Origin of the sequence: Sodaliphilus pleomorphus, from assembly GCF_009676955.1 — a bacterium.
Classification (GTDB): domain Bacteria; phylum Bacteroidota; class Bacteroidia; order Bacteroidales; family Muribaculaceae; genus Sodaliphilus; species Sodaliphilus pleomorphus.
The window spans coordinates 3,115,094-3,137,663 of sequence record NZ_CP045696.1; the positions used below are offsets into that span (position 1 = coordinate 3,115,094).

General features: G+C 52.1%; 21 protein-coding genes. 6 read left to right on the plus strand and 15 right to left on the minus strand.

Annotated elements, in window-relative coordinates; all coding sequences use genetic code 11:
• Window positions 1–134 precede the first annotated feature (134 nt).
• Window positions 135–887, plus strand: coding sequence for a peptidylprolyl isomerase (locus GF423_RS13050; protein WP_235911756.1), 753 nt, complete (start codon window positions 135–137; stop codon window positions 885–887).
• Window positions 884–2,146, plus strand: coding sequence for a M16 family metallopeptidase (locus GF423_RS13055; protein WP_235911755.1), 1,263 nt, complete (start codon window positions 884–886; stop codon window positions 2,144–2,146). Before GF423_RS13050 ends, GF423_RS13055 begins: the two co-directional genes overlap by 4 nt.
• Window positions 2,147–2,203: 57 nt before the next feature.
• Here the strand turns inward: GF423_RS13055 and murI are convergent, their stop codons facing one another.
• From murI to GF423_RS13125, 14 genes are all read right to left on the minus strand, one after another.
• Complete coding sequence (gene murI, locus GF423_RS13060) at window positions 2,204–3,043, minus strand: glutamate racemase (protein ID WP_154328772.1); 840 nt, start codon at window positions 3,041–3,043, stop codon at window positions 2,204–2,206.
• A complete protein-coding gene (locus GF423_RS13065; RefSeq protein WP_235911753.1) occupies window positions 3,040–4,170 on the minus strand; it encodes a DegT/DnrJ/EryC1/StrS family aminotransferase in 1,131 nt (376 codons plus the stop codon). The genes murI and GF423_RS13065 overlap by 4 nt, the downstream gene beginning before the upstream one ends.
• Before the next feature lie 4 nt (window positions 4,171–4,174).
• On the minus strand, window positions 4,175–4,624 hold the full coding sequence (locus GF423_RS13070; protein ID WP_154328773.1) for a sugar 3,4-ketoisomerase: 450 nt from the start codon (window positions 4,622–4,624) through the stop codon (window positions 4,175–4,177).
• Window positions 4,614–5,024: a sugar 3,4-ketoisomerase gene (locus GF423_RS13075; protein WP_154328774.1), complete on the minus strand. Its 411-nt coding sequence runs from the start codon at window positions 5,022–5,024 to the stop codon at window positions 4,614–4,616. The genes GF423_RS13070 and GF423_RS13075 overlap by 11 nt, the downstream gene beginning before the upstream one ends.
• Window positions 5,014–5,895, minus strand: a complete 882-nt coding sequence (gene rfbA / locus GF423_RS13080; RefSeq protein ID WP_154329068.1) for a glucose-1-phosphate thymidylyltransferase RfbA — start codon at window positions 5,893–5,895, stop codon at window positions 5,014–5,016. Before rfbA ends, GF423_RS13075 begins: the two co-directional genes overlap by 11 nt.
• A 22-nt stretch (window positions 5,896–5,917) precedes the next feature.
• Window positions 5,918–7,126: a dTDP-glucose 4,6-dehydratase gene (locus tag GF423_RS13085; RefSeq protein WP_154328775.1), complete on the minus strand. Its 1,209-nt coding sequence runs from the start codon at window positions 7,124–7,126 to the stop codon at window positions 5,918–5,920.
• A 261-nt stretch (window positions 7,127–7,387) separates the two neighbouring features.
• Window positions 7,388–8,386 carry a translation elongation factor Ts gene (gene tsf / locus GF423_RS13090; RefSeq protein ID WP_154328776.1) on the minus strand — a complete coding sequence of 333 codons (999 nt, stop codon included), beginning with the start codon at window positions 8,384–8,386 and terminating at the stop codon, window positions 7,388–7,390.
• Between the two features lie 54 nt (window positions 8,387–8,440).
• Window positions 8,441–9,322: a 30S ribosomal protein S2 gene (rpsB, locus tag GF423_RS13095; protein WP_154328777.1), complete on the minus strand. Its 882-nt coding sequence runs from the start codon at window positions 9,320–9,322 to the stop codon at window positions 8,441–8,443.
• 183 nt (window positions 9,323–9,505) lie between these two features.
• Window positions 9,506–9,892 carry a 30S ribosomal protein S9 gene (rpsI, locus tag GF423_RS13100; RefSeq protein WP_154328778.1) on the minus strand — a complete coding sequence of 129 codons (387 nt, stop codon included), beginning with the start codon at window positions 9,890–9,892 and terminating at the stop codon, window positions 9,506–9,508.
• Between the two features lie 12 nt (window positions 9,893–9,904).
• Window positions 9,905–10,384: a 50S ribosomal protein L13 gene (gene rplM / locus GF423_RS13105; RefSeq protein ID WP_154328779.1), complete on the minus strand. Its 480-nt coding sequence runs from the start codon at window positions 10,382–10,384 to the stop codon at window positions 9,905–9,907.
• Between the two features lie 306 nt (window positions 10,385–10,690).
• Window positions 10,691–13,342, minus strand: coding sequence for an Ig-like domain-containing protein (locus GF423_RS13110; RefSeq protein WP_206113275.1), 2,652 nt, complete (start codon window positions 13,340–13,342; stop codon window positions 10,691–10,693).
• 10 nt (window positions 13,343–13,352) lie between these two features.
• Window positions 13,353–14,192 (minus strand): TolB family protein, encoded by an 840-nt coding sequence (locus GF423_RS13115; protein ID WP_154328781.1) that lies wholly within the window; start codon window positions 14,190–14,192, stop codon window positions 13,353–13,355.
• Window positions 14,193–14,398: 206 nt separating this feature from the next.
• A complete protein-coding gene (locus GF423_RS13120) occupies window positions 14,399–15,526 on the minus strand; it encodes a glycosyltransferase (protein WP_206113277.1) in 1,128 nt (375 codons plus the stop codon).
• Between the two features lie 19 nt (window positions 15,527–15,545).
• The gene (locus GF423_RS13125; RefSeq protein WP_206113279.1) at window positions 15,546–16,556 is read right to left on the minus strand and encodes a glycosyltransferase family 2 protein; all 1,011 of its coding nucleotides are present in this window, start codon (window positions 16,554–16,556) and stop codon (window positions 15,546–15,548) included.
• 323 nt (window positions 16,557–16,879) lie between these two features.
• Between GF423_RS13125 and pstS the strand changes: the two genes are divergently transcribed.
• Genes pstS through pstB form a run of 4 tightly spaced genes read left to right on the plus strand, consistent with a single transcriptional unit; the run spans window position 16,880 to window position 20,454 of the window.
• Window positions 16,880–17,935: a phosphate ABC transporter substrate-binding protein PstS gene (pstS, locus tag GF423_RS13130; RefSeq protein WP_154328783.1), complete on the plus strand. Its 1,056-nt coding sequence runs from the start codon at window positions 16,880–16,882 to the stop codon at window positions 17,933–17,935.
• Window positions 17,936–17,949: 14 nt separating this feature from the next.
• Window positions 17,950–18,807: a phosphate ABC transporter permease subunit PstC gene (pstC, locus tag GF423_RS13135; RefSeq protein ID WP_154328784.1), complete on the plus strand. Its 858-nt coding sequence runs from the start codon at window positions 17,950–17,952 to the stop codon at window positions 18,805–18,807.
• Window positions 18,808–18,826: 19 nt separating this feature from the next.
• The gene (gene pstA / locus GF423_RS13140) at window positions 18,827–19,699 is read left to right on the plus strand and encodes a phosphate ABC transporter permease PstA (protein ID WP_154328785.1); all 873 of its coding nucleotides are present in this window, start codon (window positions 18,827–18,829) and stop codon (window positions 19,697–19,699) included.
• Entirely contained in the window at window positions 19,684–20,454 is a 771-nt protein-coding gene (gene pstB / locus GF423_RS13145; RefSeq protein WP_154328786.1) for a phosphate ABC transporter ATP-binding protein PstB, read from the plus strand. The genes pstA and pstB overlap by 16 nt, the downstream gene beginning before the upstream one ends.
• A 237-nt stretch (window positions 20,455–20,691) precedes the next feature.
• Here the strand turns inward: pstB and GF423_RS13150 are convergent, their stop codons facing one another.
• Window positions 20,692–22,461, minus strand: coding sequence for a hypothetical protein (locus GF423_RS13150; protein ID WP_154328787.1), 1,770 nt, complete (start codon window positions 22,459–22,461; stop codon window positions 20,692–20,694).
• Window positions 22,462–22,570: the final 109 nt, after the last annotated feature.

A 22,570-nucleotide genomic window follows, 5' to 3' on the forward strand; every position in this document is an offset into this window, starting at 1 on the left:
CGGTGATGCATTATTCACGTTGCAACATGTTTTTTTTTATGCGCTTCTTCAATAGTTTAATCATCGTGTTGGTGCTGCTTTTGTTTTCATCCACCTGCATCGCAGCACAAGACACACAACAACAACAAATTGAGTTGAAAAACTGCACCAAGGTCTCTCTTGAGACATCGATGGGTCGCATTGTTGTGGCCCTGTATAACGACACCCCCATTCATCGCGACAATTTCATCAAGCTTGTGAAGGAAGGTTACTACGACGGGTTGCTGTTTCACCGCGTCATCAATGAGTTTATGATTCAAGGTGGCGATCCCACCTCACGCGATGCCGACTCGACTGCCATGCTGGGCAGCGGCGGCCCGGGCTACACATTGCCAGCCGAGATTAAGTTTCCCGAGCACTATCACAAGCGTGGCGCACTGGCGGCTGCCCGCACTGGCGACAGCACCAATCCCAATCGTCGCAGCAGTGGCAGCCAGTTCTATATCGTCACGGGCTCTCGCATCGACAATCAAGCGCTTGGCATGATTGAGATGAGACTTGAATCGCAGGTGTGCCAGAATATTTTTGTCAACCTTGTTGAGCAGCATCGCGACTCGCTCATGCAATTGCAGGCCTCGGGCGACACTGCCGCTGTGGTTCACGCTCAGCAGCAACTTGCTGCCGAGACCAAGGCTATCTACACCAAGAATCCTGCCTTCTACTCGGCCGAAATGAAGAAAACCTATACCACTGTGGGTGGTGCACCTCATCTCGATGCACAGTACACGGTCTTTGGCGAGGTGATAGAAGGCATGGACGTTGTCGACCGCATCCAGCAGGTTGAGACTAATGCCGCCAACCGCCCCAAGCATGATGTGAAGATCATAAAAGCCACTATCGTCGAATGATCGACGTCAACGTCTATAAGCTGCCCAACGGCCTCACCTTGCTGCATCATTACGATTGCTCGACGCGCATGGTGTGTGTCAACTTGCTTTACGACGTGGGCAGTCGTGACGAGAACCAGTCGTGCACCGGTCTGGCCCATCTCATGGAGCACCTCATGTTCACAGGTTCACGCTATGCTCCCGACTTTGACGGGGCCTTGCAGGCTGCCGGGGGCGAGAGCAATGCCTGGACGAGTGCCGACATGACCAACTACTACGAGACGTTGCCTGCCCAAAATCTTGAGACTGCATTGTGGCTTGAGTCGGGACGCCTGCTCGGGCTGAACTTGAATGATCAGGGTGTATCGGTTCAGAAAAAGGTTGTAGTTGAGGAGTTCAAGCAACGTTGTCTCAATCAGCCTTATGGCGACCTGTCGCATTGTGTCAACAGCGTGGCCTACACCGTGCATCCCTACCGCTGGCCTGTGATAGGCCTTAGTCCCGATGATATAGAGCGTGCATCGCATCGGGAAATTGTTGATTTCTTCCATTCGCACTATGCTGTCAACAATCTCATTTTATGCATTTCGGGTCATGTGGCACTTGACAGGGCTGTGGATTTGGTAGTAAAGTGGTTTGGCGATATTGAACCCGTGCAACTTCCCAAGCGAGAATTGCCACAAGAGCCTGCTCACACTGCGCGCCGTTGTGCCCACTTTCGCCGTGATGTGCCCGACGACATGGTTTATCTTGTGTTCAACATGTGCGGCCGCACCGAGCGCGACTATGTGGCCTGCGACCAGTTGAGCGATATCTTGTCCAATGGCACCTCGTCGCGTCTTTATCAAAACGTGCTGCTCAAGACAGGCATGTTTACCGATCTTGATGCCTCGGTCACTGGGACTATCGACCCAGGGTTGTTTCTCTTGCGTGGCCGCTTGAGCAAGGGGGTGAAATTTGATCGAGCCTTGGCAGCGATTGAGCAAGAGTTGCAGCGGCTGGTTGATGATGGCGTGACCCAGTATGAGCACGAGAAGGCGACCAACAAGTATGAGTCAAACTTTCTTTTTGAGAATATAGGTTATGCCGAGAAGGCCGTTAAGCTGTGCCAGTATGAATTGTTGGGCAAGAATAGCCTCGAGCTCGACTATAATGCCGACAGCGTGAATACCGAAGTGGGCAGGTATCACAACCTTGACAGGTCTCTTCTGCAGCAAGTAGCAAGCCAGTTGTTCAGGCCCGAGAACAGCTCAGTGATCTTTTACGGTCCCAATGCTTGACTTCACGCATAGAATACCTGTTCTCTTATCGTTGTTTTGAAAAGGGATTTTCTTCGCTCACAGTGTCACATGGGTGGCTTCAACTTTCTCGTTTACGAAGATTGATGCCAATGTGTTGAATTTTTCGGCCTCTTCGGTTGTACAATAGGTGCAACTACCGCCCTTTGAGCATTTCTTTTCCATTTCGGGATGACGCCTCAGGTAGTCTTCAAGGCTCTCGGCCACGATTTCGCCTTGCGCGATGATATTGATGCCTTGTGGCATGTATTGCCTGATCTTGTTCATCAGCAGCGGATAGTGGGTGCATCCCAGTATCACCGTGTCGATGTCGCTGCATTGTGCAAGTAGGGCGTCGATGTCTTTTTTCACGAAGTAGTCGGCTCCAGGCCCTTCGCTTTCCCGATTTTCGACCAGCGGCACCCACATGGGGCAGGGGTGCCCGTAGACGTGAAAGTGTGGATACATCTTGGCTATCTCAATATCATAGCTCTTGCTTTGTATCGTGCCAGGTGTGCCGAAGATGCCTATGTTGCCAGTCTTGGTGATTTCTCCTATTTTTTCGACTGTGGGTCTTATCACTCCCAGCACACGCCTTGTGGGGTCGATGAGCGGCAAGTCGTGTTGCTGAATACTGCGCAATGCTTTGGCCGAGGCTGTGTTGCAGGCGAGAATTACCAAGTTGCAGCCTTGTTGAAACAGATAGTCGACACACTGGCGTGTGAAGTCATACACCAGTTGAAACGACCTCACCCCATAAGGAGCGCGAGCGTTGTCGCCAATGAAGAGGTAGTCGTATTGAGGCAGTGTTTTCCTTATCTCTCTCAATACCGATAGTCCGCCGAAGCCTGAGTCAAATACACCTATTGGTGCAGGATCGTGTGAAAGTTTCATGTTCATTTAGCCTTAAAATCGTTGATAATATTTGAAATCTCTATAGCGTCTTGCTGGCTTATGGGATAGGCGATGGGCAGGCTCACCACCTCGCGGGCCAGCATTTCGGTCACTGGCAGCTTGCAGCTGGCAAGTTCGCTGTAGCAAGGCTGGCGGTGGGGTGGGGTGGCATAGTGGATATCGGTGCCCACGCCGTTCTGCTTGAGATAGCTCATGAAGCGGTCGCGTTCTTTTACCCTCACCACATATTGGTGCCACACTTGTTGCATGTCGTCAAAGATGGCAGGCCTTGTCACCAGTGGATTGGTAATGTGCTCGTTGTAGGTGCGTGCTATCATCATGCGCCGCTGGGTTTCTTGCCCGAGATGCTTGAGTTTCACTCTCAACATAGCTGCTTGTATCTCGTCGATGCGGCAATTCAGTCCCTTGTAGATGTTGTGATAGCGGCGGTCGGCACCGTAGTTGGCCAGCGCTCTCACTGTGCTGGCCAGCTGCTCGTCGCTGGTGAGCACGCAGCCGGTATCGCCCAGTGCTCCCAGGTTTTTGGTGGGGTAGAAGCTCATGCCTGTGGCATGACCAAGGCTCCCGGTCACCTTTGTGCCGTTCAGCCCAGCCACACTCGCCTGTGCGGCCACGGCCTGGGCATTGTCTTCGATAATCTTCAAGTTGTACCGCTTGGCAATGTCAATGAGTTGCTCGTCCCAGCAGGGTGTTCCGTAAAGGTGGACGGGCATGACTGCTTTTACCTGGGGGGTGAGCAGTGGCTCGATTTTGCAGGTGTCGAGATTCATCGTGTCTTCTCTCACGTCGCATGGACAAGGCTCAAGCCCGTTGTCGCTCACTGCCAGCAGCGATGCTACATAGGTGTTGCCGGGCACAATCACCTTGTCGCCCTCGTGCAATACCCCCATTTCCTTGTAGGCTCTTATCACGAGCCGCAAGGCATCGAGACCATTGCTCACGGCAATGCAGTATTTCACTTGGCACAGCATGGCCATCTCTTGTTCGAGCAGAGCAGTCTGCTCGCCATGCAGGTATCTGCCCGATGCAATCACTTGGCAGGCCGCATCTTTCAACTCCTCCATGATGGGAGCATTGGCCATCGCCAGGTCGAGAAAAACGTGTTCCTTCATTGTTTCATTCCTTTCTTTTGCAGGCAGTGAGTTGCTTAAACTCATTGTAGTCTCTTATGTAGTCGTCTTCGTCGTAGTGCTCCGAGGCGATGACAGCGCACACCGAGCCCGATGAGAAGTTTTCAAGCGTTCGCCATATGCCTGGCACTATGAGTAGCCCCTCGTAAGGCCGGTTGAGCGTAACCGTTAGGCTCTTCACTCCGTCGTCGATAGTTACATCGAAGGCCCCACTTATGGCCACAATCAACTGGTACAGAGCTTTGTGCGAGTGTCCACCACGTTCAACCCCGCCAGGAATGTCGTAAAGATAGTAGGTGCGCTTGATTTTAAACGGGATTTCGTTGCAATCTTCCACTACCGTGAGATTGCCGTTGTCGTGATGGTGCTTTGAGAGCTTGACAAGACGGCACATGTCGATGCTTGAGTTGCTATGTGCGATTGCATTATCTGCCATTTTTCAGTAGCTTGAATTCGTTGAAATCTTCTATATAGTCGTCGGCACTGTATTTTTCGCTCGACAACACATATACCACAGCGTTGGTCGAGAAATTGTCGATCATGCGCCATGTCATGGGAGGCACATACAGACCGTAGTAGCTGCGCGCCATGTGATGGCGGGTCTCGTTGCAGCCGTCGTTGAGCACCACGTCGAAGCTTCCCGACAGCGCTACAATGAATTCTTCTTGCGTGCGAAAGGCGTGGCCTGTGCGGAATTTGCCCCCAGGCACGTCGTAGATCCAGTACACCCGCTTGATGTCGAAGGGCACCTGCTGCCCCCCCTCGATGACCGAAAGGTTGCCGCGAGGGTCGCATATCTTGGGGACGTTCAGTATTTTGGCTTCCTTATATCCCATTGTTTGCCAAGTTTATCAAGTATTGACCATACTGGTTTTTCTTCATGGGCTCGGCCAGCTCAAGCAGCTGCTGGGCATTTATCCAACCTTTGCGGAACGATATTTCCTCAAGCGAGGCTACTTGCACGCCTTGGCGTTTCACTATGGTTTGGATGAAATTGGAGGCATCGAGCATCGATTCGGCCGTGCCTGTGTCGAGCCATGCGAAGCCGCGTCCCAGAGTCTGCACGTGCACGCGCCCTTGCTCCAGGTAGGCATTGTTTACCGCGGTGATCTCAAGCTCACCACGCGCCGAGGGCTTTATCCCGGCTGCAATCTTGAGCACGTCGTTGGGATAAAAGTACAGTCCTGTGACGGCATAGTTCGACCGCGGATGTGCGGGTTTCTCCTCGATACCGGTTGCATTGCCGTCGCTGTCAAAGTCGACCACCCCGAAGCGCTCGGGGTCCTTCACCGCGTAGGCAAAGAGAGTGCACACGTTTTTCTGCTGGGTGCGCTCGACGGCATCGGTGAGCATCTGGGTGAAACTTTGCCCGTAGAAGATGTTGTCGCCCAGCACAAGGCAGGCGTCATCGTCGCCCACAAAGTCTCTGCCCAGGATGAAGGCTTGTGCCAATCCTTCGGGCCTGGGTTGCTCGACGTAGCTGAATTTCACTCCCAGTTCCTCGCCGGTGCCCAGAAGGCGCTTGTAGGCAGGCAGGTCGCTTGGTGTGGAAATTACAAGAATTTCCCGTATTCCTGCGAGCATGAGCACCGAGATGGGGTAGTACACCATCGGCTTGTCGTAGACGGGTACGAGTTGCTTCGATATCCCCTTGGTGATGGGGTAAAGACGTGTGCCGGAGCCTCCGGCGAGAACTATGCCTTTCATCATGTGTGTGAATGTGTGTTGATTATATTTTCTGACGGTTGCCGTACATTTGTTCGTAATACGATTGATAGTCGCCACTGGTCACGCTTTTCACCCAGTCTTGGTTGTCGAGATTCCACCTCACGGTCTTCTCAATGCCTATGGCAAATGTGGTCTCGGGATACCAGCCAAGTTGGGTGGCAATCTTTGTGGGGTCCATGGCATAGCGCATGTCGTGTCCCGGGCGGTCGGCTACATACTCGATGAGACTTTCGTCGATGGTCTCAAGAGGGCACTTGAGCAACCTTTGATATTGCGGCTCCTCGCGCATGATGCGGGCAATGATTGCAATCACTTTTTTAACAATATTAATGTTGCTCTCCTCGTTGAAGCCGCCTATGTTGTAGATTTCGCCATCACGGCCGTTGTGCAACACCAAGTCGATAGCCTTGCAGTGGTCTTCGACATAGAGCCAGTCGCGCACGTTGAGCCCCTTGCCATACACCGGGAGCTTCTTGCCCTCGAGTATGTTCTTGATGATGAGCGGGATCAATTTTTCGGGGAAGTGGTAAGGACCATAGTTGTTGCTGCATCTGGTGATGTTGACCGGCAGCCCGTAGGTGTCGTGGTAGGCCTTGACAATGAGGTCGGCACTGGTCTTGGCTGCCGAGTAGGGCGAGCGTGGCGACAGTGGCGTTTCTTCGGTGAAAAACTGTTTGCCGTAGGTCTTCAGGTCGTGCCTGTTGCCTATCACTTTTTTGAGTTCCTGGCTTACGTGCAATGGCTGGGGCTCGTCATAGTCCTTGGCCAGGCTGCCATAAACTTCGTCGGTCGAAATTTGCAGAAACCTCGTGTTCTCCTTGTAGATATTCTTGCCTTGGGCATCTTTGCCTCTGTACCATGCCTCGCGTGCGCACTGCAGCATGTTCTGAGTGCCCAGGATGTTGGTCTCGAGAAAGAGCCGGGGGTTGGTGATGCTGCGGTCCACGTGGCTCTCGGCTGCAAAATTCACCACATAGTCGATGTCGTGGTCTTTGAAAATCTTGCTCACGGCCTCATAGTCGCCTATGTCACCTTTCACAAAAACCACGTTGGGCAATGCAATCTCATCTTTTATCGATAGCAGGTTGCCCGCGTAGGTGAGTGCATCGAGTATGACTACTTGTGCTTGACCGTGATATTTCTTGAGCATGTATTTCACATAGTTGGACCCAATAAAGCCCGCTGCTCCAGTCACGAGGTAGGTTTTCATATCGTTATATTCTTTTCTTTATTTACAAAGATAATACTTTTATGCGAGATTGAATTGCTAATGCCTGTCGTTTTAGCGCTATCAGAAACCGTTTTTTTTGTTGTTGTGCCAGTGGCTACTGCCGCACATGGCCCCCTCGGGTGTTTCTGCACGAGACCGCCTCGGTGTATTGCCGATTTACATAAAAAAGGATAGTTTCCTCCATTTGGGAAACTATCCTCTTTTGAGTGATGTCGATATCTAAGTGATATAGATAGATGCTTAGTCTTGGTTCAAGTTGATGCGTTTGAGGTCGGTTGCCTTCAGCTCCTTGTCAAACTTCTTCAAGTACTCGGCAACGGTCATTTTGTCGACGCCATCGGCATCGATTTGCTGCTCGTTGAGCACATTCTCGGCAAAGAACTTGTTGAGGCGGCCGTTGGCGATGTTCTTGATCATCTGCTCGGGCATTGTAGCCTTCTTCTGCTCGGCCACTTGCTCCGACAGCTCTTTGACCTTTTTCACGTCGTCTTCGGTCATGTAACCCTTGCGCACAGCCTCGTCGAGGTGCTCTTGAGTTGCGCAGTAGTAGGGGTTGTAGCCTGCCTTCTTCAAGGCGTTGTCTACAGCCTTCTGCACTTGCTCGGCCTTGGTCTTGTCGACAGCAATGCTGTATTCCTCGTCGATGCGGTCTTGGCTTATTTGCTCACGCGAAGCCACGATGGGGTTCATCGAGGCTACCTGCATGGCAATCGTCTTGGCCACCTCGTCGTCGAAGTCACCCTTGTTAAATGCCACAACGGTCGACAGCTTGTGGTTGAAGTGGTTGTAGGCAACAGTCTTAGCGCCTTCAACATAGCCATAGTCGCCAAATTCCATTTTCTCGCCGGTGATACCCGAGAGCACTTTGATTTGGTCGGCAACGTTGCTGTCATATAAAGGAAGGGCCTTCACCTCATCGGCAGACTTGGCTTTTGCCTTGAGAGCTGCATCGAGCGTGTCGGTGACAAGCTTCACAAACTTCTCGTTGTTGGCCACAGGTTCGGTTTCACACTTTATCGAGAGCACGGCTGCAAATTCTCCGTCGGCCTTGCTCAGTGCACGACCCTCGGCGGCGTCGCGGTCTTCGCGCTTTGCAGCAATGGCCTGGCCACGCTTGCGCACGATTTCCACAGCCTTCTGGATGTCGCCTTCGGCCTCGATGAGGGCTTTCTTGCAATCTACCATGCCTGCGCTTGTGAGTTCGCGGAGTTTTTTGATGTCTGCAATAGATACTGCCATAATTATTTAATTCCTTTGTGTTGTAGAGTTAATTGAATTGTGTTGATTTTTGTTTTATTCAGCTTTGGGAGCCTCGGGCTCGGCTTCGGCTTTGGGAGCCTCGGGCTCAGCTTCGGCTTTGGGAGCCTCGGCAACTGGAGCTGCTGCAGCCACTTCCTTCACAGCAGCATTGCGGCGCACGCGGGCACGACGGGGCTTGTTTTCGCCTTCCTCGCCTTCCTCGGCATCTTTGTTGTCAACTTTTTCCACCTTGCGCTCCTCGAGACCCTCGTTGATGGCCTCGCACACTGTGCTCATGATCAAGTCGATCGACTTGGATGCGTCGTCGTTGGCAGGAATCACAAAGTCGACGGTCGACGGGTCGCTGTTGGTGTCGACCATGCCAAACACGGGGATACCCAGGCGGTTGGCCTCGGCTACAGCAATGTGCTCTTTCATCACGTCGACTACAAACAGGGCACTTGGCAGACGGTTGAGGTCGGCAATGCTGCCCAGGTTCTTCTCAAGCTTGGCACGCTGGCGGGTGACTTGCAGTTTCTCGCGCTTCGACAGGTTGTCGAATGTGCCGTCTTTCATCATCTTGTCGATGCTGGTCATCTTCTTCACAGCCTTGCGAATGGTGGGGAAGTTGGTGAGCATGCCACCTGGCCAGCGCTCAATCACGTAGGGCATGTTGACTGCGCCGGCGCGGTCGGCTACCACTTGCTTGGCTTGCTTCTTGGTGGCAACAAAGAGCACCTTCTTGCCGCTCTTGGCAATGTTCTTGAGTGCGTTGCATGCCTCTTCAAGCTTGGCTTGTGTCTTGTATAAGTCGATGATGTGAATGCCGTTGCGCTCCATGAAGATGTAGGGAGCCATGGCAGGATTCCATTTGCGTTTCAGGTGACCAAAGTGGCAGGTTGCCTCGAGAAGTTGGTCAAAACTTGGTGTTTGCATTTTGATTTTTTTCTTTTTTGTTTACGTTCTACTTAAATCAATCACATAGTAGCTCCTCAGCTGTGTTGTTGCAGCCCGGCGAAAGTCTATGTGATTTGGATACTAAACTCTCTATTTTGTTTTCAAGATAGTCGAGTAAGCGTCTCAGTAGTATATATGTGAAATAATAATACTTGCTGCCGATTAACGCTTGCTGAACTGGAATCTCTTGCGAGCCTTGGGCTGACCTGGCTTCTTGCGCTCTACGGCACGAGGGTCGCGAGTCATGAAGCCCTCCTTGCGCAGGGCACTCTTGTCGTCGGGGTTGATCTTGACCAGTGCACGGGCAATTGCCAGACGCAATGCCTCGGCTTGGCCCTTGTAGCCGCCGCCGTCGAGATTCACCTTGATGTCATATTTCTCGGCTGCCTCCAGCGTGTTAAGGGGTTGCTTAACGATGAATTGGAGTATTGGAGATGGGAAATATTTCTCAAGTGCTACCTTGTTGATTGTAATTTCGCCTTTACCTTCGGTTACAAATACGCGAGCTACTGCTGCTTTGCGGCGACCTACTGCATTAATTTTTTCCATACTTCCAATTGATTATTTGAGTTTGTTGATATCGATTACTTTGGGGTCTTGAGCCTCGTGGGGGTGTACGTTGCCATTGTAGATGTGCACATTGGTGAGCAGTTGTGCGCCCAGACGATTCTTGGGCAGCATGCCCTTGAGCACATGCAGGAACAACGGGTGCATGCCCGGAGTGAGGTCCTCGCGCAGCGACTTCTGTTGAAGTATTGCAGGAGAAGCGTAGCGCTGACCGCCAGGATAACCAGTGTAGGAAATATAGGTGCGATCGGTCCATTTCTTGCCGGTGAGTTTCACCTTGTCGGCATTGATGATGATCACATTGTCACCACAATCAACGTGGGGTGTATAGCAGGGTTTGTATTTGCCGCGCAGAATCTTGGCGACTTTGGCGCAAAAGCGACCCAGTACTTGGTCGGTAGCATCAACGACTACCCATTCTTTCTTGACCTGCTCAGCCTTCACCGAGTTGGTCTTGTAACTTAAAGTGTTCACTTTTAAATTCCTGATTAATAGTTAATTTTTACATTCTCAGGCTCAAGTTGAACACGGCCAAATGCTCGCCTGCCGCCTTTGAATAAATAAATTTCGGACATAATCGGACTGCAAAGGTACAAATTCTTGGCTTTAAATCAAACACTTCCTGATGCTCGTTGAAGAACTCACGTGAACGATTTAACAACTATTTGCACATTTAACCATCGTTTACATAATTACTTTTTTAAAAAATAAACCAGCCCGCAAGTGAAATTGCGGGCTGGTTGTTGTGTGTGGCGGTTCAATGCTTTACCGCTGCATGTGTCACTTGATGATAACTCGCTTGGTATTCTGCTTGCCAGCCGTGATGGCTTTCACCACATACACGCCTGGAGCCAGCTGCGAGGCATCGACGGTTTCAACGTTGCCGCGTGGAGTCGTGCTCAGCACAGTTGCGCCATTGACCGAGTAGACGGTCACAGTCTGCAGTTTCTCGCCTGCAACGACATTGATCATGCTGCCCTTGGCGTTGATGCTGATGCTTGACTGGCTGGCTACCTCGCTCACGCCGGTTTCAGGTTCGTCGGTGATGTCGCTCAACTTGGCGGTTTGGGTTGCCTCGCCGTATTTCACATACTTGTAGTCGTCGATGTATATATCGCCCGACCAGTCTTGCCAGGTGATGGGGTTGCCGCTGTCGTCGACGCCGTCGTTATCTTTGTACATGTCACCCTGGTCGGCTGTCATCTCGTGGTTGAGCCAGAATGAGTCGTAGCACCATGTGTCGTTTTCCGAGAAGGTGTAGGGGTCGGAGCCGGTGAAGGTCTGGTTGTTGGCTCCGCACTTGTTGATGTCCCATGCCATGATGTCCCAGCCACGGTAGTTGAGCGTCTTGCTCAGGTTGCGCTTGATGCCGTCGATGCTGCCGCCGTTGACACGCACGCGCACCATGTGGGCAACCTTGTTGTTGCTGCCGTCGCCATACACGCAGCATTGCAGCACATAGCCCTTCACGCTGGTGTCGTAGTAGTTTTGCTGGTAAGAGCGGTATTCGCGTATCTGCCACGGGCCGGCAAACGAGTCGTCGAACTTGTAGTGCAGGTGAATCGTGTTTTTCACCGAGTCGCCACTATGCACGTTGGCCTGCTCAATATAGTTGGCGGTAGATTCCTCAACGCCAGTCTTAGATGTTGTGCCCGCTGTCGAGCCCGAGCCATCGGGAGCCCACCAGTGGTCGACTGTGCACTCGTCGAGCACTTTCTGAGCCTCAACGGGGTGATACTCGCTCAGGAACTTGAACGTGTAGCCCTCCGACAGGTTGCCGGCAAGGTCTTTGAACCCGCCTTTCACGGTCACCTTGTAGGCCTTGTCGAGTGTCAAGTCCTTTGATGGATAAAGGTGCAGCACCGAGGCTCCGTTGACCACGGCGTGGGTGATGGTGCCTTCAATCTTGTTGCCATCTTTGTCGGCCAGCACGATAGCGTCGGTAGCATCGTCCTCGTTCCAAGCCAGCTCCTCGTTGTACTCGATGCGTATGGCCGGACGCAGCGTGTAGAGCATGGTCGAGTCTTTGGCAGGTGTCGTGCTCACGACATAGGGAGCCTGGGTGTCGGCCGGCACTGTAGTGAAGGTGAAGGTGTAGTTGCCTCCTTCGGTGCCGTCGGCATTGCCGTCGAGATATTGATTGGTCTGGCTGTTCTTGGCAATGCTGCCGTCGATGGTGATGGTATAGGTCTCCTCGTCGGCGAGTTTGCTGATGTCGATAACCAGCGTGTAGTCGTTTTTCCAAGTGAAGGTGCACTGGCCGTTGTTGCTGATTGCGAAGGCTTTTTCCACACTTTCACGATTCATCTTGCGCGAGAACGTGATGGTGATGGGCACGGTGCGACGCACAGCTCCTGCATCGGCAACGTCGATCGACGACACAACAGCCGGGGCGTTCGACGTGAGTGCCACGTTGGCCCAAGTCACGTTGTTGCCGCTCAGGCCTTGTGGATCGCTCTTCATCGTCACGCTTGCAGTGCTCGAGCTGAAGCCAGGGCAAGAGTAGGAGATGTCGTAGCTCTTGCCAGCTTGCAGGTTCTCGAAGAGGAAGAAACCGTTGTGAATGAGATCAGGATTCTTGGTGTAATTCTTAAACAGGCTGTCGTAGCTGTCGGTCACAATAGAGTCGCCGTTCACTTTCACAGTAGCGCCATTGATGGGCTCGCCAGTCTCGCTGTTGGTGACGACTCCAGCCAGCAATACCTTGTCGGGGCGAGTGATTCCGCGATATTCCATGATTGCCCTTGCCGTGCCGAAAGCCTCGAGGCGCTTGTAGCTGTCGTTGAGGTTCAAGGCCTGCTGCATGGGCAGGGTGTGGAAGCCGCCCTCGCTCAGCATCGATGCGCAATTGGTGCGGCGGTTCACGCTCAGGTAGGGGAAATGATAGTCGTGATCGGTCACGCGGTCGTAGTAGTAGCGGTCATACCAGCTGCCGCGGCTTGTGGTGTTGTACATCACACCGGTGAGGTTGGGATCCAGAATTTCGCTGAAGCGCTTGCCTCCATTGGGGGTCTTCTCCACTGCGGTTCCGTTTTCATACCATCCGCCGAAGAGGAATAGTGTCTGGTTCTCGTTCGACCCGGCATCGCTGTGTATGGCATAGAAGAAGTCTGCTCCCCAAGCGTTGGCCATGTCGCTGCGCTCCTCCAGGCTCACGTCGTCCTGGTCGTCGTCGCGGGTCATCTTTATTGTAGTGGTGTCGGCCGTAGTATAGTCAAAGAGGAACTGGCGTGTTGCCAAGCCCACGCGCAGCACCTTCTGTGCCTCGCTATAGTTGTAGAGGCCTTGGTTCTCGGTCTTTGAGTGGCCAGGATCGATCCAGAGCTTGAAATCACCCCAATTCTGTTTCGCTACAGTCTCGGCTGTAGCAATGCCGCCAAGTGTGAGCATGCCCATAGCGGCACCTATCATTATTTTATTAATATTTTTCATGACTTGTCGATTATTTGAGGTTGATGGTGTAAATGTAGCCGTCGGCATCGTTGTCAAATGCGATTGTCTTGCCGTCGGGAGAAACTGCTGTTGTCACAGGTATCACATTGCTCTCACTGGTGATGCACACTGCATTGCCGCTCTGGCTGTCGATGCAGTAGAGCTCGCTCGAGGTGAAGCGGTCACCGTTGTCGGTGAGACGGGTCACTACCAGGTTGCGGCTGTCGGGCATCCATGCTGGATAAGCGCCTTTGCCCAGCGATACGGGATTGGTGCCGTCGGCGTTGCACACCCACACCCCGTTGCTCACGATTTGGAAGGCAATCTTGGTGCCGTCGGGCGACAAGGCCGGGTTGAGTATCATCTTGCCGGCATACTTGTTGAGTGACTTGATGAGTTGAGTGGCCTGGCTGGGCTGGTCGAGCATGACTTGCAGCACGTTGACGGCCCCTGTTGCCTTTGAGCGCTTGAAGTTGCGCTCGCTTGGGGCAACCACGCGCGACACGCCGGTGTTCACGTCGATATTTTCGATGCGTGTCATGCGGCGGTTGTTCTGCATCGTGTAGGGAGTTGAGATGATGTCGTGGGCATCGCTCCATGTCATTTTGTAGCCTGCTCCAGGCTCGTTGGAAACTTGCTGAATCGAACTTCCGTCGGCGTTGGCAACCCAAATGCCGATGTAGTTGTCGCCCGTTACGGCAATCTTGGAACCGTCGGGGCTCCACACTGGAGCCATGAGGCTTTGCGAAGACTTGATGAGCACTTGCGGCTTGCTCCACTGGGCAGGCTGTGCCATCATGCTTCCGGCACACAGCATGAGGGCTGTGGCAAAAAGTAATTTTTTCTTCATGTTGGTTAATTTAATTTTAGTTTATGTATGTGATATTTTGAGTATCCCTTTATATTTTATTGAGTGTAAAATTACCTCAATTTGCCAAACTGTCCAAAAAAAACATGTTTAATTTTTGTCACCATTTTGTAAAAAATCTATAACTGGCGTTGTGGTAGCATTTAGGCTGCTCTGTTTCTTGCCGCCACTGCAATGGGGCGAAGCCGTCACTTTGTCTCGGCCTGCCCCTGTTGCGGCTCGTTGCCGTTGAAGCACGCCGTCAGTGACCGCGCCTGGTGCTCGGCGCTCATCTGCTGGCGATACCGCACGCAATTTTTCACATAGGTATGGTTGTTGTCGATAACGTGTTTCAGCTCGTCGGCGCCCCAGTTGTCTTTGGCAATGCCCAATTGCAGCCTGTTGATTTCCCCCGACAACGCTGGTACCATGTTGGTGACGACAGGGGTGCCCGAGACAATCGACTCTGGTATAGACACCATATTGAGGTCGCGCCTTGTGTTGATGAGAAAGCAATAGGAGTCTTTGATGTATCGGTTGAGCTCTTGTTGTGGCAGGAAGCCTAAGAATTGTACATAGTCGGTCAGCCCGAGCGCATGTGCAAGATCTTTTAATTTTTCTTCTTCGTCACCTCGCCCGGCAATCAAGAGCTTGATGTCTTCATATCCTTTAATGTGGTGAAACTGGGCAAATTTCTTGATAATGCCGTCCACATTTTTCCTGAATATGAGTTGTGAGGAGCTTATCACTTGACGCTTCTTGACGGTTGAGCACTCAAATTTTTCTATGTCGATGCCATGGTCGACGATTGTTGCCACGGTGTGAGGCATATACTGGCCTATGAAATCGCGAGCCGAGGCCGAGCGGCCCACCACCACCTTGATGCGTCGCATAAACAAAGGCACAATCACCTTGTGCCAGAATTTTGACGGCAATTGATGGAATTTCCTTTGATGCACATTGAGCTCTTGCCATATCAGAGTCTTTTCAGGACACACAATGCCGCACAGCAGCGAGTGAAACATAAAGGTCTCGCTGGCCAGAATCATGTCGAAACGGCAATGGTTTTTCTTTATCCATTTAAGCATCGTCACCGACAGCGGAAGGGCATCCTTTAGCACCCGCTTCAGGTTGGCTTTGAACCACAGCACGTCGACGTCGTAGGCTTCGGGCTGGGTGGGCATGTAATCGTCGATGGCTAAAAGGGTCACATCGTTTCCTGTCTTTTTCAATCCAAGGCACATGCTGTAGATCATCGTGTCTTTGATGGTTTTCACTTGAGGTATTACCCCGTTGTTGCTCGTGTAGAGCACGGGATTGATTACAAGTATTTTCATGACAGGCGGGGGTGTTTAGTCACTTGTTTACAATGCTTTTCAGCCGTGTATACTGGCGGTAGACGCAGTAGGCCAGCTTGTAGTGGCGGGTGTTGACCAGGTCAAGAAACAGCTCCTTGGCCTTTGAGAGTCCTGTTCTTTTGCGATAGGCCAGGCTGTGTTGCACTTGCATGTAGTTGCTCATCTCTTGCAACTTGCCTGCATTCATGTCGGGGTCGTAGTGCATCATGTAGCCCAGCGCGTCGATATAGCGGCCTATGACGAACGACGCGAGCCACACCGAGCAGTCTTGACTGTAGTGGGCTTTTACATATTGGGTAGCTGCATCAATCAAGTCAATCTCTTTTTGCCATTTGTCTTTACGCACCTTGGTGGTCAACGTGTTGGAAAAACGCATGCAGTAGTTGTACACGATATCGGGCACGATTATGATTTTGTGGCACAGGGGCATGAGACGCATGTGGAAATGTATGTCTTCGCTTATGTATTGCCGTTCTGAGAAAAAATATAGGTCATTGTCGCGCAGGGTGCTCAGCTTATAGAGCGAGTGCCAGGCTGCGCCGTTTATCTTTCTCACTGGAAATTTCGCCTCGGGGTTGCTTCCCAGCATGAAGAGCATGGCCTCTTTGCATTCTGCATCGTTGAGCACAACCGTGGCATCGGTGTCCCGCGACACACGGTCGAATTTCTCGTTGCGGTATATGTTGTAGCCGCCCATGATCATGTCGGCCTCCCCGTTGCAGGAGTCAGCATGTGAGTAAAGTCTCTCGCAGGCGTCACGCTCAAGGTAGTCGTCGGAGTCGACAAACATCACATAGTCGCTGCTGGCGGCGTCGATGCCCGTGTTGCGGGCAAGCCCCAGACCTTCGTTGTTTTTGTGTATTGCTTTAATGCGTTTGTCTTCCAGGGCATAGCTGTCGCACAAGGCTGGACAATTGTCGGGTGAGCCGTCGTCGACCAGGATGATTTCAATGTCGGCAAGTGTTTGGCTTCTTGCCGCGTGCACACAACGTGGGAGATAGGCTTCCACATTATATATAGGGATTATTATCGATATCTTAGACATAAACAAAGAGTAGTCGTGATGTCACCTGACATGCATGTGCATTTAAGTACAGTGGAGCCTCTATGCGGGCGTTGCACCCGCCAGAATTTTCCATTGTCAAAGGTAATAAGAATTGCGGCTAACTCCAAATTTTTTATTCATCGCGCCTGTTTGCACACTTGCTGTGCCACGTTGATTTCTTTTTGTTACACGATTGTCACAGGTTTGTAATACCTGTGTTACAATTGTAATAGAACTTTGCAGCGTGAAAGTTATTAAATGCTTATTTTAAAATAATTTAAAACACAATGAAACGTTTTTATTTTACATGGGTTGCGGTGGCTGCAATGTTGCTCCTCACCGCATGCAATGGACAGAAAAACAACGGACATGAAGCTCAAGAGTTAACCGGTGCTGGTGCCACATTCCCAATGCCATTCTACAACATGGTCTTCGAAGACTATGCCAACAACGGCGGTGCAAAAGTCTCCTACGGAGGCATAGGCAGCGGCGGCGGTGTTCGCAATCTCAAGGATGGCATCGTCGACTTTGCAGCCAGCGACGCTTTCCTGAGCGACGAGGAGATGGCCAAGATGAAGCCTGTGGTGCACGTGCCCACATGCATGGGTGCTATCGTGCTTGCCTACAACCTGCCTGGCGTGAAGACCCTTAACCTGGCTGGCGATGTGATTGCCGACATCTATGCAGGCAAAATCATAATGTGGAACGATCCGCGCCTGCAGAGCATCAATGCCGGCGTCAAGCTCCCTGCTCAAAAAATCATTGTGGCTTACCGCTCCGACGGCAGTGGCTCGACCTTTGTCTTCACCGACTACCTGTCTAAAGTGAGTGAGAACTGGAAGAAGACCTACGGCAGCGGCAAGACTGTCGATTTCCCTGTGGGCCAGGCTGCCAAGGGCAATCCTGGTGTGGCTGGCATCATTGCCAACACGCCCTACTCCATAGGCTATGTGGGTTCGGAATATGCATTTGCCCAGAAGATCGCTTTTGCCAATGTGAAGAACGCCAGCGGTACCTTTATCACTCCTTCGGCAGCAAGCATCTCGGCAGCAGCCGGCGATATCCCCAGTGATACACGTTGCTCGATTACCAACGCATCGGGCAAGGACGCTTATCCCATCAGCCTGTTTACCTGGCTCATTATCTACAAAGAGCAGAATTACTCCAACCGCACCAAGGAGCAGGCACTGGCCACCGTCGACCTCCTGAAACACATGCTCGATCCTAAAGTGCAGAGCATGACGAGCAAGGTGCACTATGCTCCTCTTCCCGAGAAGGCAGTGAAACTGAGCTTGGAAAATCTTAAGACGGTCACCTACAACGGCCAGCCGCTTCTCAAGTAAAAACGCTCTTCAACATGCAAGACAGAATATTTAAAGTATTGCTTATTTTGTCGGCATTGGTTATTCCCGTCATCGGAGGGGGCATCATCTATTCCCTCTCCGTTGATGCTTCAGGAGCCTTCCAACGGTTTGGATTTTGGCATTTCATGTTTTCCGACCAGTGGGTCACTACGGCTGGCAAGGAAAACTATGGCGCGCTGCCATTCATTACAGGCACATTGCTCACCACCCTCCTGGCGCTTGTCATGTGCATTCCGTTCTCGTTGCCTGTTGCATTGTTTACCGGCGAATACTTCAGCGGACGAAAAATAGCCAGCATCCTGGGCACCGTCACCGAGTTGCTCGCTGGCATCCCTTCTATCATCTATGGATTGTGGGGTTTCTACGTGCTCAGGTCTATCTTCATGCACTTGAACTTGTCGCCCCAGGGGTCGGGTATACTCACTGCCTCTTTTGTGCTGTCGATCATGATAGTGCCCTATGCTGCCTCGTTGAGCGCCGAGATCATCAAGATGGTGCCCAACGACTTGAAAGAGGGCGCCTATGCCATGGGGGCGACCCATGCCGAGGTCATACGCCACATCATTTTCCCAGTGGCTGGTTCGGGTATCTTTTCGGCCTACATCTTGGCCATAGGCCGTGCCCTGGGCGAAACGATGACGGTGACCATGCTCATCGGCAACACCAACGAGGTGCCCGACACCCTGCGCACGACTGCCAACACCATGGCCAGTATCATTGCCAACCAGTTTGGCGAGGCCGATGGCCTGAAACTGTCGTCGCTCATCGCTATAGGGCTGCTGCTGTTTTTGATTACTGCCGTTATCAACATGATAGGTCGCATCTTGATACGTCGCGCACAACGTGTTTAATCAAAAATACGTCATTATTATGAAATTTGAAAAAAATCTCAAGATAAGAGTTGCACAGAGCCGTTTGGTTTTTGTCACGGTTTGTGTGCTCTCGGCCGTTACTGCCATCCCGCTTGTGGCAATTCTGGGCGAAGTGCTCCTCAAGGGCTGGCATCAGCTCGACTGGACATTCTTGACACAATCCACCCCCGACCCTGTCAAGGCAATGATGGCGGCCGATGCCGGTCAGCCTGTGCCTGGCGGCATTGCAAATGGCATTGTGGGCACGTGCCTGATGCTGCTCATGGCATCGGCACTTTCGATACCTGTGGGCATCATGTGTGGCATCTGCCTCTCGGAGTACCGCAAGAGTAAGCTTGCAGTGGTTGTGAGTTACTTGACCGACTTGCTGCAGGGCACACCTTCGATCATCATAGGCATCATCACCTATATTTGGGTGGTTGTCCCCATGAAGGGCTACTCGGCATTTGCCGGCAGTGTTTCTTTGTTTATCATGATGCTTCCACTGGTGATACGCTCGACCGAGGAGACGATGAATGTGTTGCCGCCTGCATTGAAAGAGGCAGGCCTGGCACTGGGAGGAAGCTACTGGAGGGTGATGCTGCAAGTGATGCTCCCCGCCTCGCTGGGCAGCATCTTCACAGGCATCCTGCTGGCCATTTCCCGCGTTGCCGGCGAGACGGCTCCCCTCATGTTTACCGCCCTGGGTGGAGCTGCTGTGAGCTGGAACATGAGCAAGCCCATGGCTGCAGTGCCGTTGCTCATCTGGAACTTCTTCAATGACCCCAACCTGCAAAGCCTCATTTGGGGAGCCTCTCTGTTCCTGCTCCTGTTTGTATTATGTCTTAATTTAATCTCAAAACGTATTGCTAAAAAATGGAAGATATACTAAATCCTATATTGGAGATCAAAGACCTGTGTGTGTCCTATACCTCCAAGGTGATGGCCGTTAAGCACGTCACGGTGGCGATCGAGAAAAACTCAATCACTGCTATCATGGGGCCTTCGGGATGCGGAAAGAGCACCCTGTTGCGTGCCATCAACCGCATGCACGAGCTGTACCGCAACATTCGCGTCACGGGCGAGATCTTGCTCAACGGCGAGGATGTGATGGAGATGGATCCCACCGAGGAACGCCGGCACATAGGCATGGTCTTTCAGCGTCCCAACCCTTTCCCCACCATGAGCATCTACGACAATGTGCTGGCTGGCTACAAGCTCAATGGCATAAGGCTGCCTAAGTCGAAAAAAGATGAAATTGTGGAAACAAATCTGCGCAACGTGGCGCTTTGGGACGAGGTGAAAGACTCGCTCAACAAGCGTGGCACCTTCCTCTCGGGAGGGCAGCAGCAGCGCCTGTGCATAGCACGTGCCTTGGCTCTTCGGCCCGATGTGCTCTTGATGGACGAGCCCACCTCGGCTCTCGATCCCATAGCTACAAAGTATTGCGAGGAACTGATGGACGACTTGAAAAAGCAAGTCACCATCCTTATCGTCACTCACAACATGTCGCAGGCCAAGCGCATCTCCGATCGCTCAATGTTCATGTTTCTGGGCGACCTCATTGAATACGACGACACGACAACCATGTTCTCTCATCCAAAGGACCCGCGCACGCTGTCCTACCTCAATGGCAAGATGGGATGACCTGTGTTGCGTGTCTAAAAATGCCTAACCTTCTTTCCTATGAACTAAACTTTTATCTACATGACTTGTTATGATGTGGATGTAAGCTATTTCATGTCCAGAGTATTTTAATAACAAGTAACTAAAAGCCAAGTTGCTGTGGTAGCAACTTGGCTTTGCTTTTAGTTGTGCCGCACTTGTGCCCGTGCTTGCCTTGTCTCCAATCAGGCTCATGTTGCCGTGGCCGGCAAGTGTGGGTCAATGTTGTGCAGTCCCGATCATCTTCTGTGTGACGTGGCTGCCGTCGTTGTAGTAGGTGACCTTGATGCACACTCCCGAGCTCGGAGCGTTGAGGGGGCGTCCGGTGAGGTCGTAATAAGCGGTTGACACGACTTTAGTATCTTTGCTCACGGTGCTCACGCTGGTTGGTAGGAAGCGCCACCACTGGATGTCGGTCACGCTGTTGCCGTATACGAGCTGCACACCTATGGCCTTGAAATCGTTGGTGTAGGTGTTGAACGATGCCCATGCCTTGGTGGGCTCGCCGTCTTTAGAGCCATTCATTGTAAAGAAGTCGGACCGGTCGGCATATTGTACCGGGATCTGTGTGGCATCATTCTTGAGTGAGCCATAGGTGTCGGCCTTAAATACAAACTCATGCGGAGGCTCCATGGGATCGTCGGTGAGCAGTGTAAACACGCGATAGAAGTATTTGGATGGATTCAGGAAATGGCCTTTTTTGTCAAATTTTGAGTAACTGAATGTGATGTAGCCATAGCCCTCTTCGGTCGTGTAGGGCTTGCACTGGTTGGCTTGGAATTGAGGGGCTTGCGGTCCCGATGCCTCGTCGGCATAGGGCGAGAACAATGGCCTGATGTAGGAGCTCACAAAGAAAGGCACCGTGTTGCCGGCATTGATGAGCCAGGCCAGTGTGTCGGCTGCTGCATCGCCCACGCCATAGCCGCCCGCAGCAGTGTTATAGGGCATGTCGAGCGCGGGTGCAAAGCTGAATGTGTAGTAGCTTGTGTTGGTTCCCCACACGGGGTCGCTCTCTTCGTGCAGCGTGTAGTGGGCGGCTCTTGAATAGAGGTGTATCATGTAGGTCGAGTCGATGCCCAGGTACTGGTTGCCGTCGAAGTGCAGCATGTTGCCCTGCAAGGAGCCTTTCATCCACTGGCTGTCGCTGTTGTTGTAGGGATTGCACACATAGATGTCGTTGCCGTCTTTCACAGTCTTCACCACCTGCCAGTCGCGTGTGGAGTCAGCATCGCCTGTGCGCATGATGTAGAGTTGGGCTCTTTTTATTTGCTCGGCTGTGGGCTCGTATTTGGGGACTGTGATTTTGTTGATCACTATCTCGCCGTCGCCATAGCCGGCCCACTGCAGCTTGTCGTTGACCAGGCCCATATACACATCGTCGAGCTGAATGAGCGAGTCGTTGCGCAGCACAAAGCGCAGGCTGTCGCGCAATCTTGTGCCGCCATCAAGGGTGTCGAGTTTCAAGAAGGGCGTTGTGCCGCCGAAGCCGTCGTCTTCAAGATACAGCTTCATAGGGAATGCATAGAAGTACTCGTCGTTGCCGTTGTCGTCTTGCTGGCTAAATACGGGTTGGGGGAAGCGGGCCACGAGGGTGTCGCCCTTTGCCGGACTCAAGCGCAGCCACGTGGAGGCATAGAGCTGCGATATGGGGTCGGAGAAATAATAGTTTCCGTCGTTGCCCTTTACGATATTGGCCACCGAGTAGTTAGACTGGCCAAATTGCAGCGTCTCGCCGTCGAAGGTGCAATAACGCATGCTCCTCGACATGCCGCTGGTTTCAACTCCTGCCGGTGTTGTGGTGATCATGTCTTTTGAAAATTCATATTCTGCCCTTGCCTGAGTGGGCATTGGAGCAGTGGCAGCAGCCCTGACTGCCATGACGTGGCTTGGTCTTGAGGCCCTCGACAGAGGTGTTGCATTGCTTCTTGCAGTGGTGCCGCCCGCTTGCAAGCAAAGCATTGAGGCTGCAATCAAAATAAGAGATTTCATAAGCAATAGGTTTGGTTGATGTGTGATAAATTAATGATTGCTAATTTAAAGGTTTGTATTCAAAAAAGCAAATTTTTTTATGTTTTATGCGAATGTGATCTACATTGCA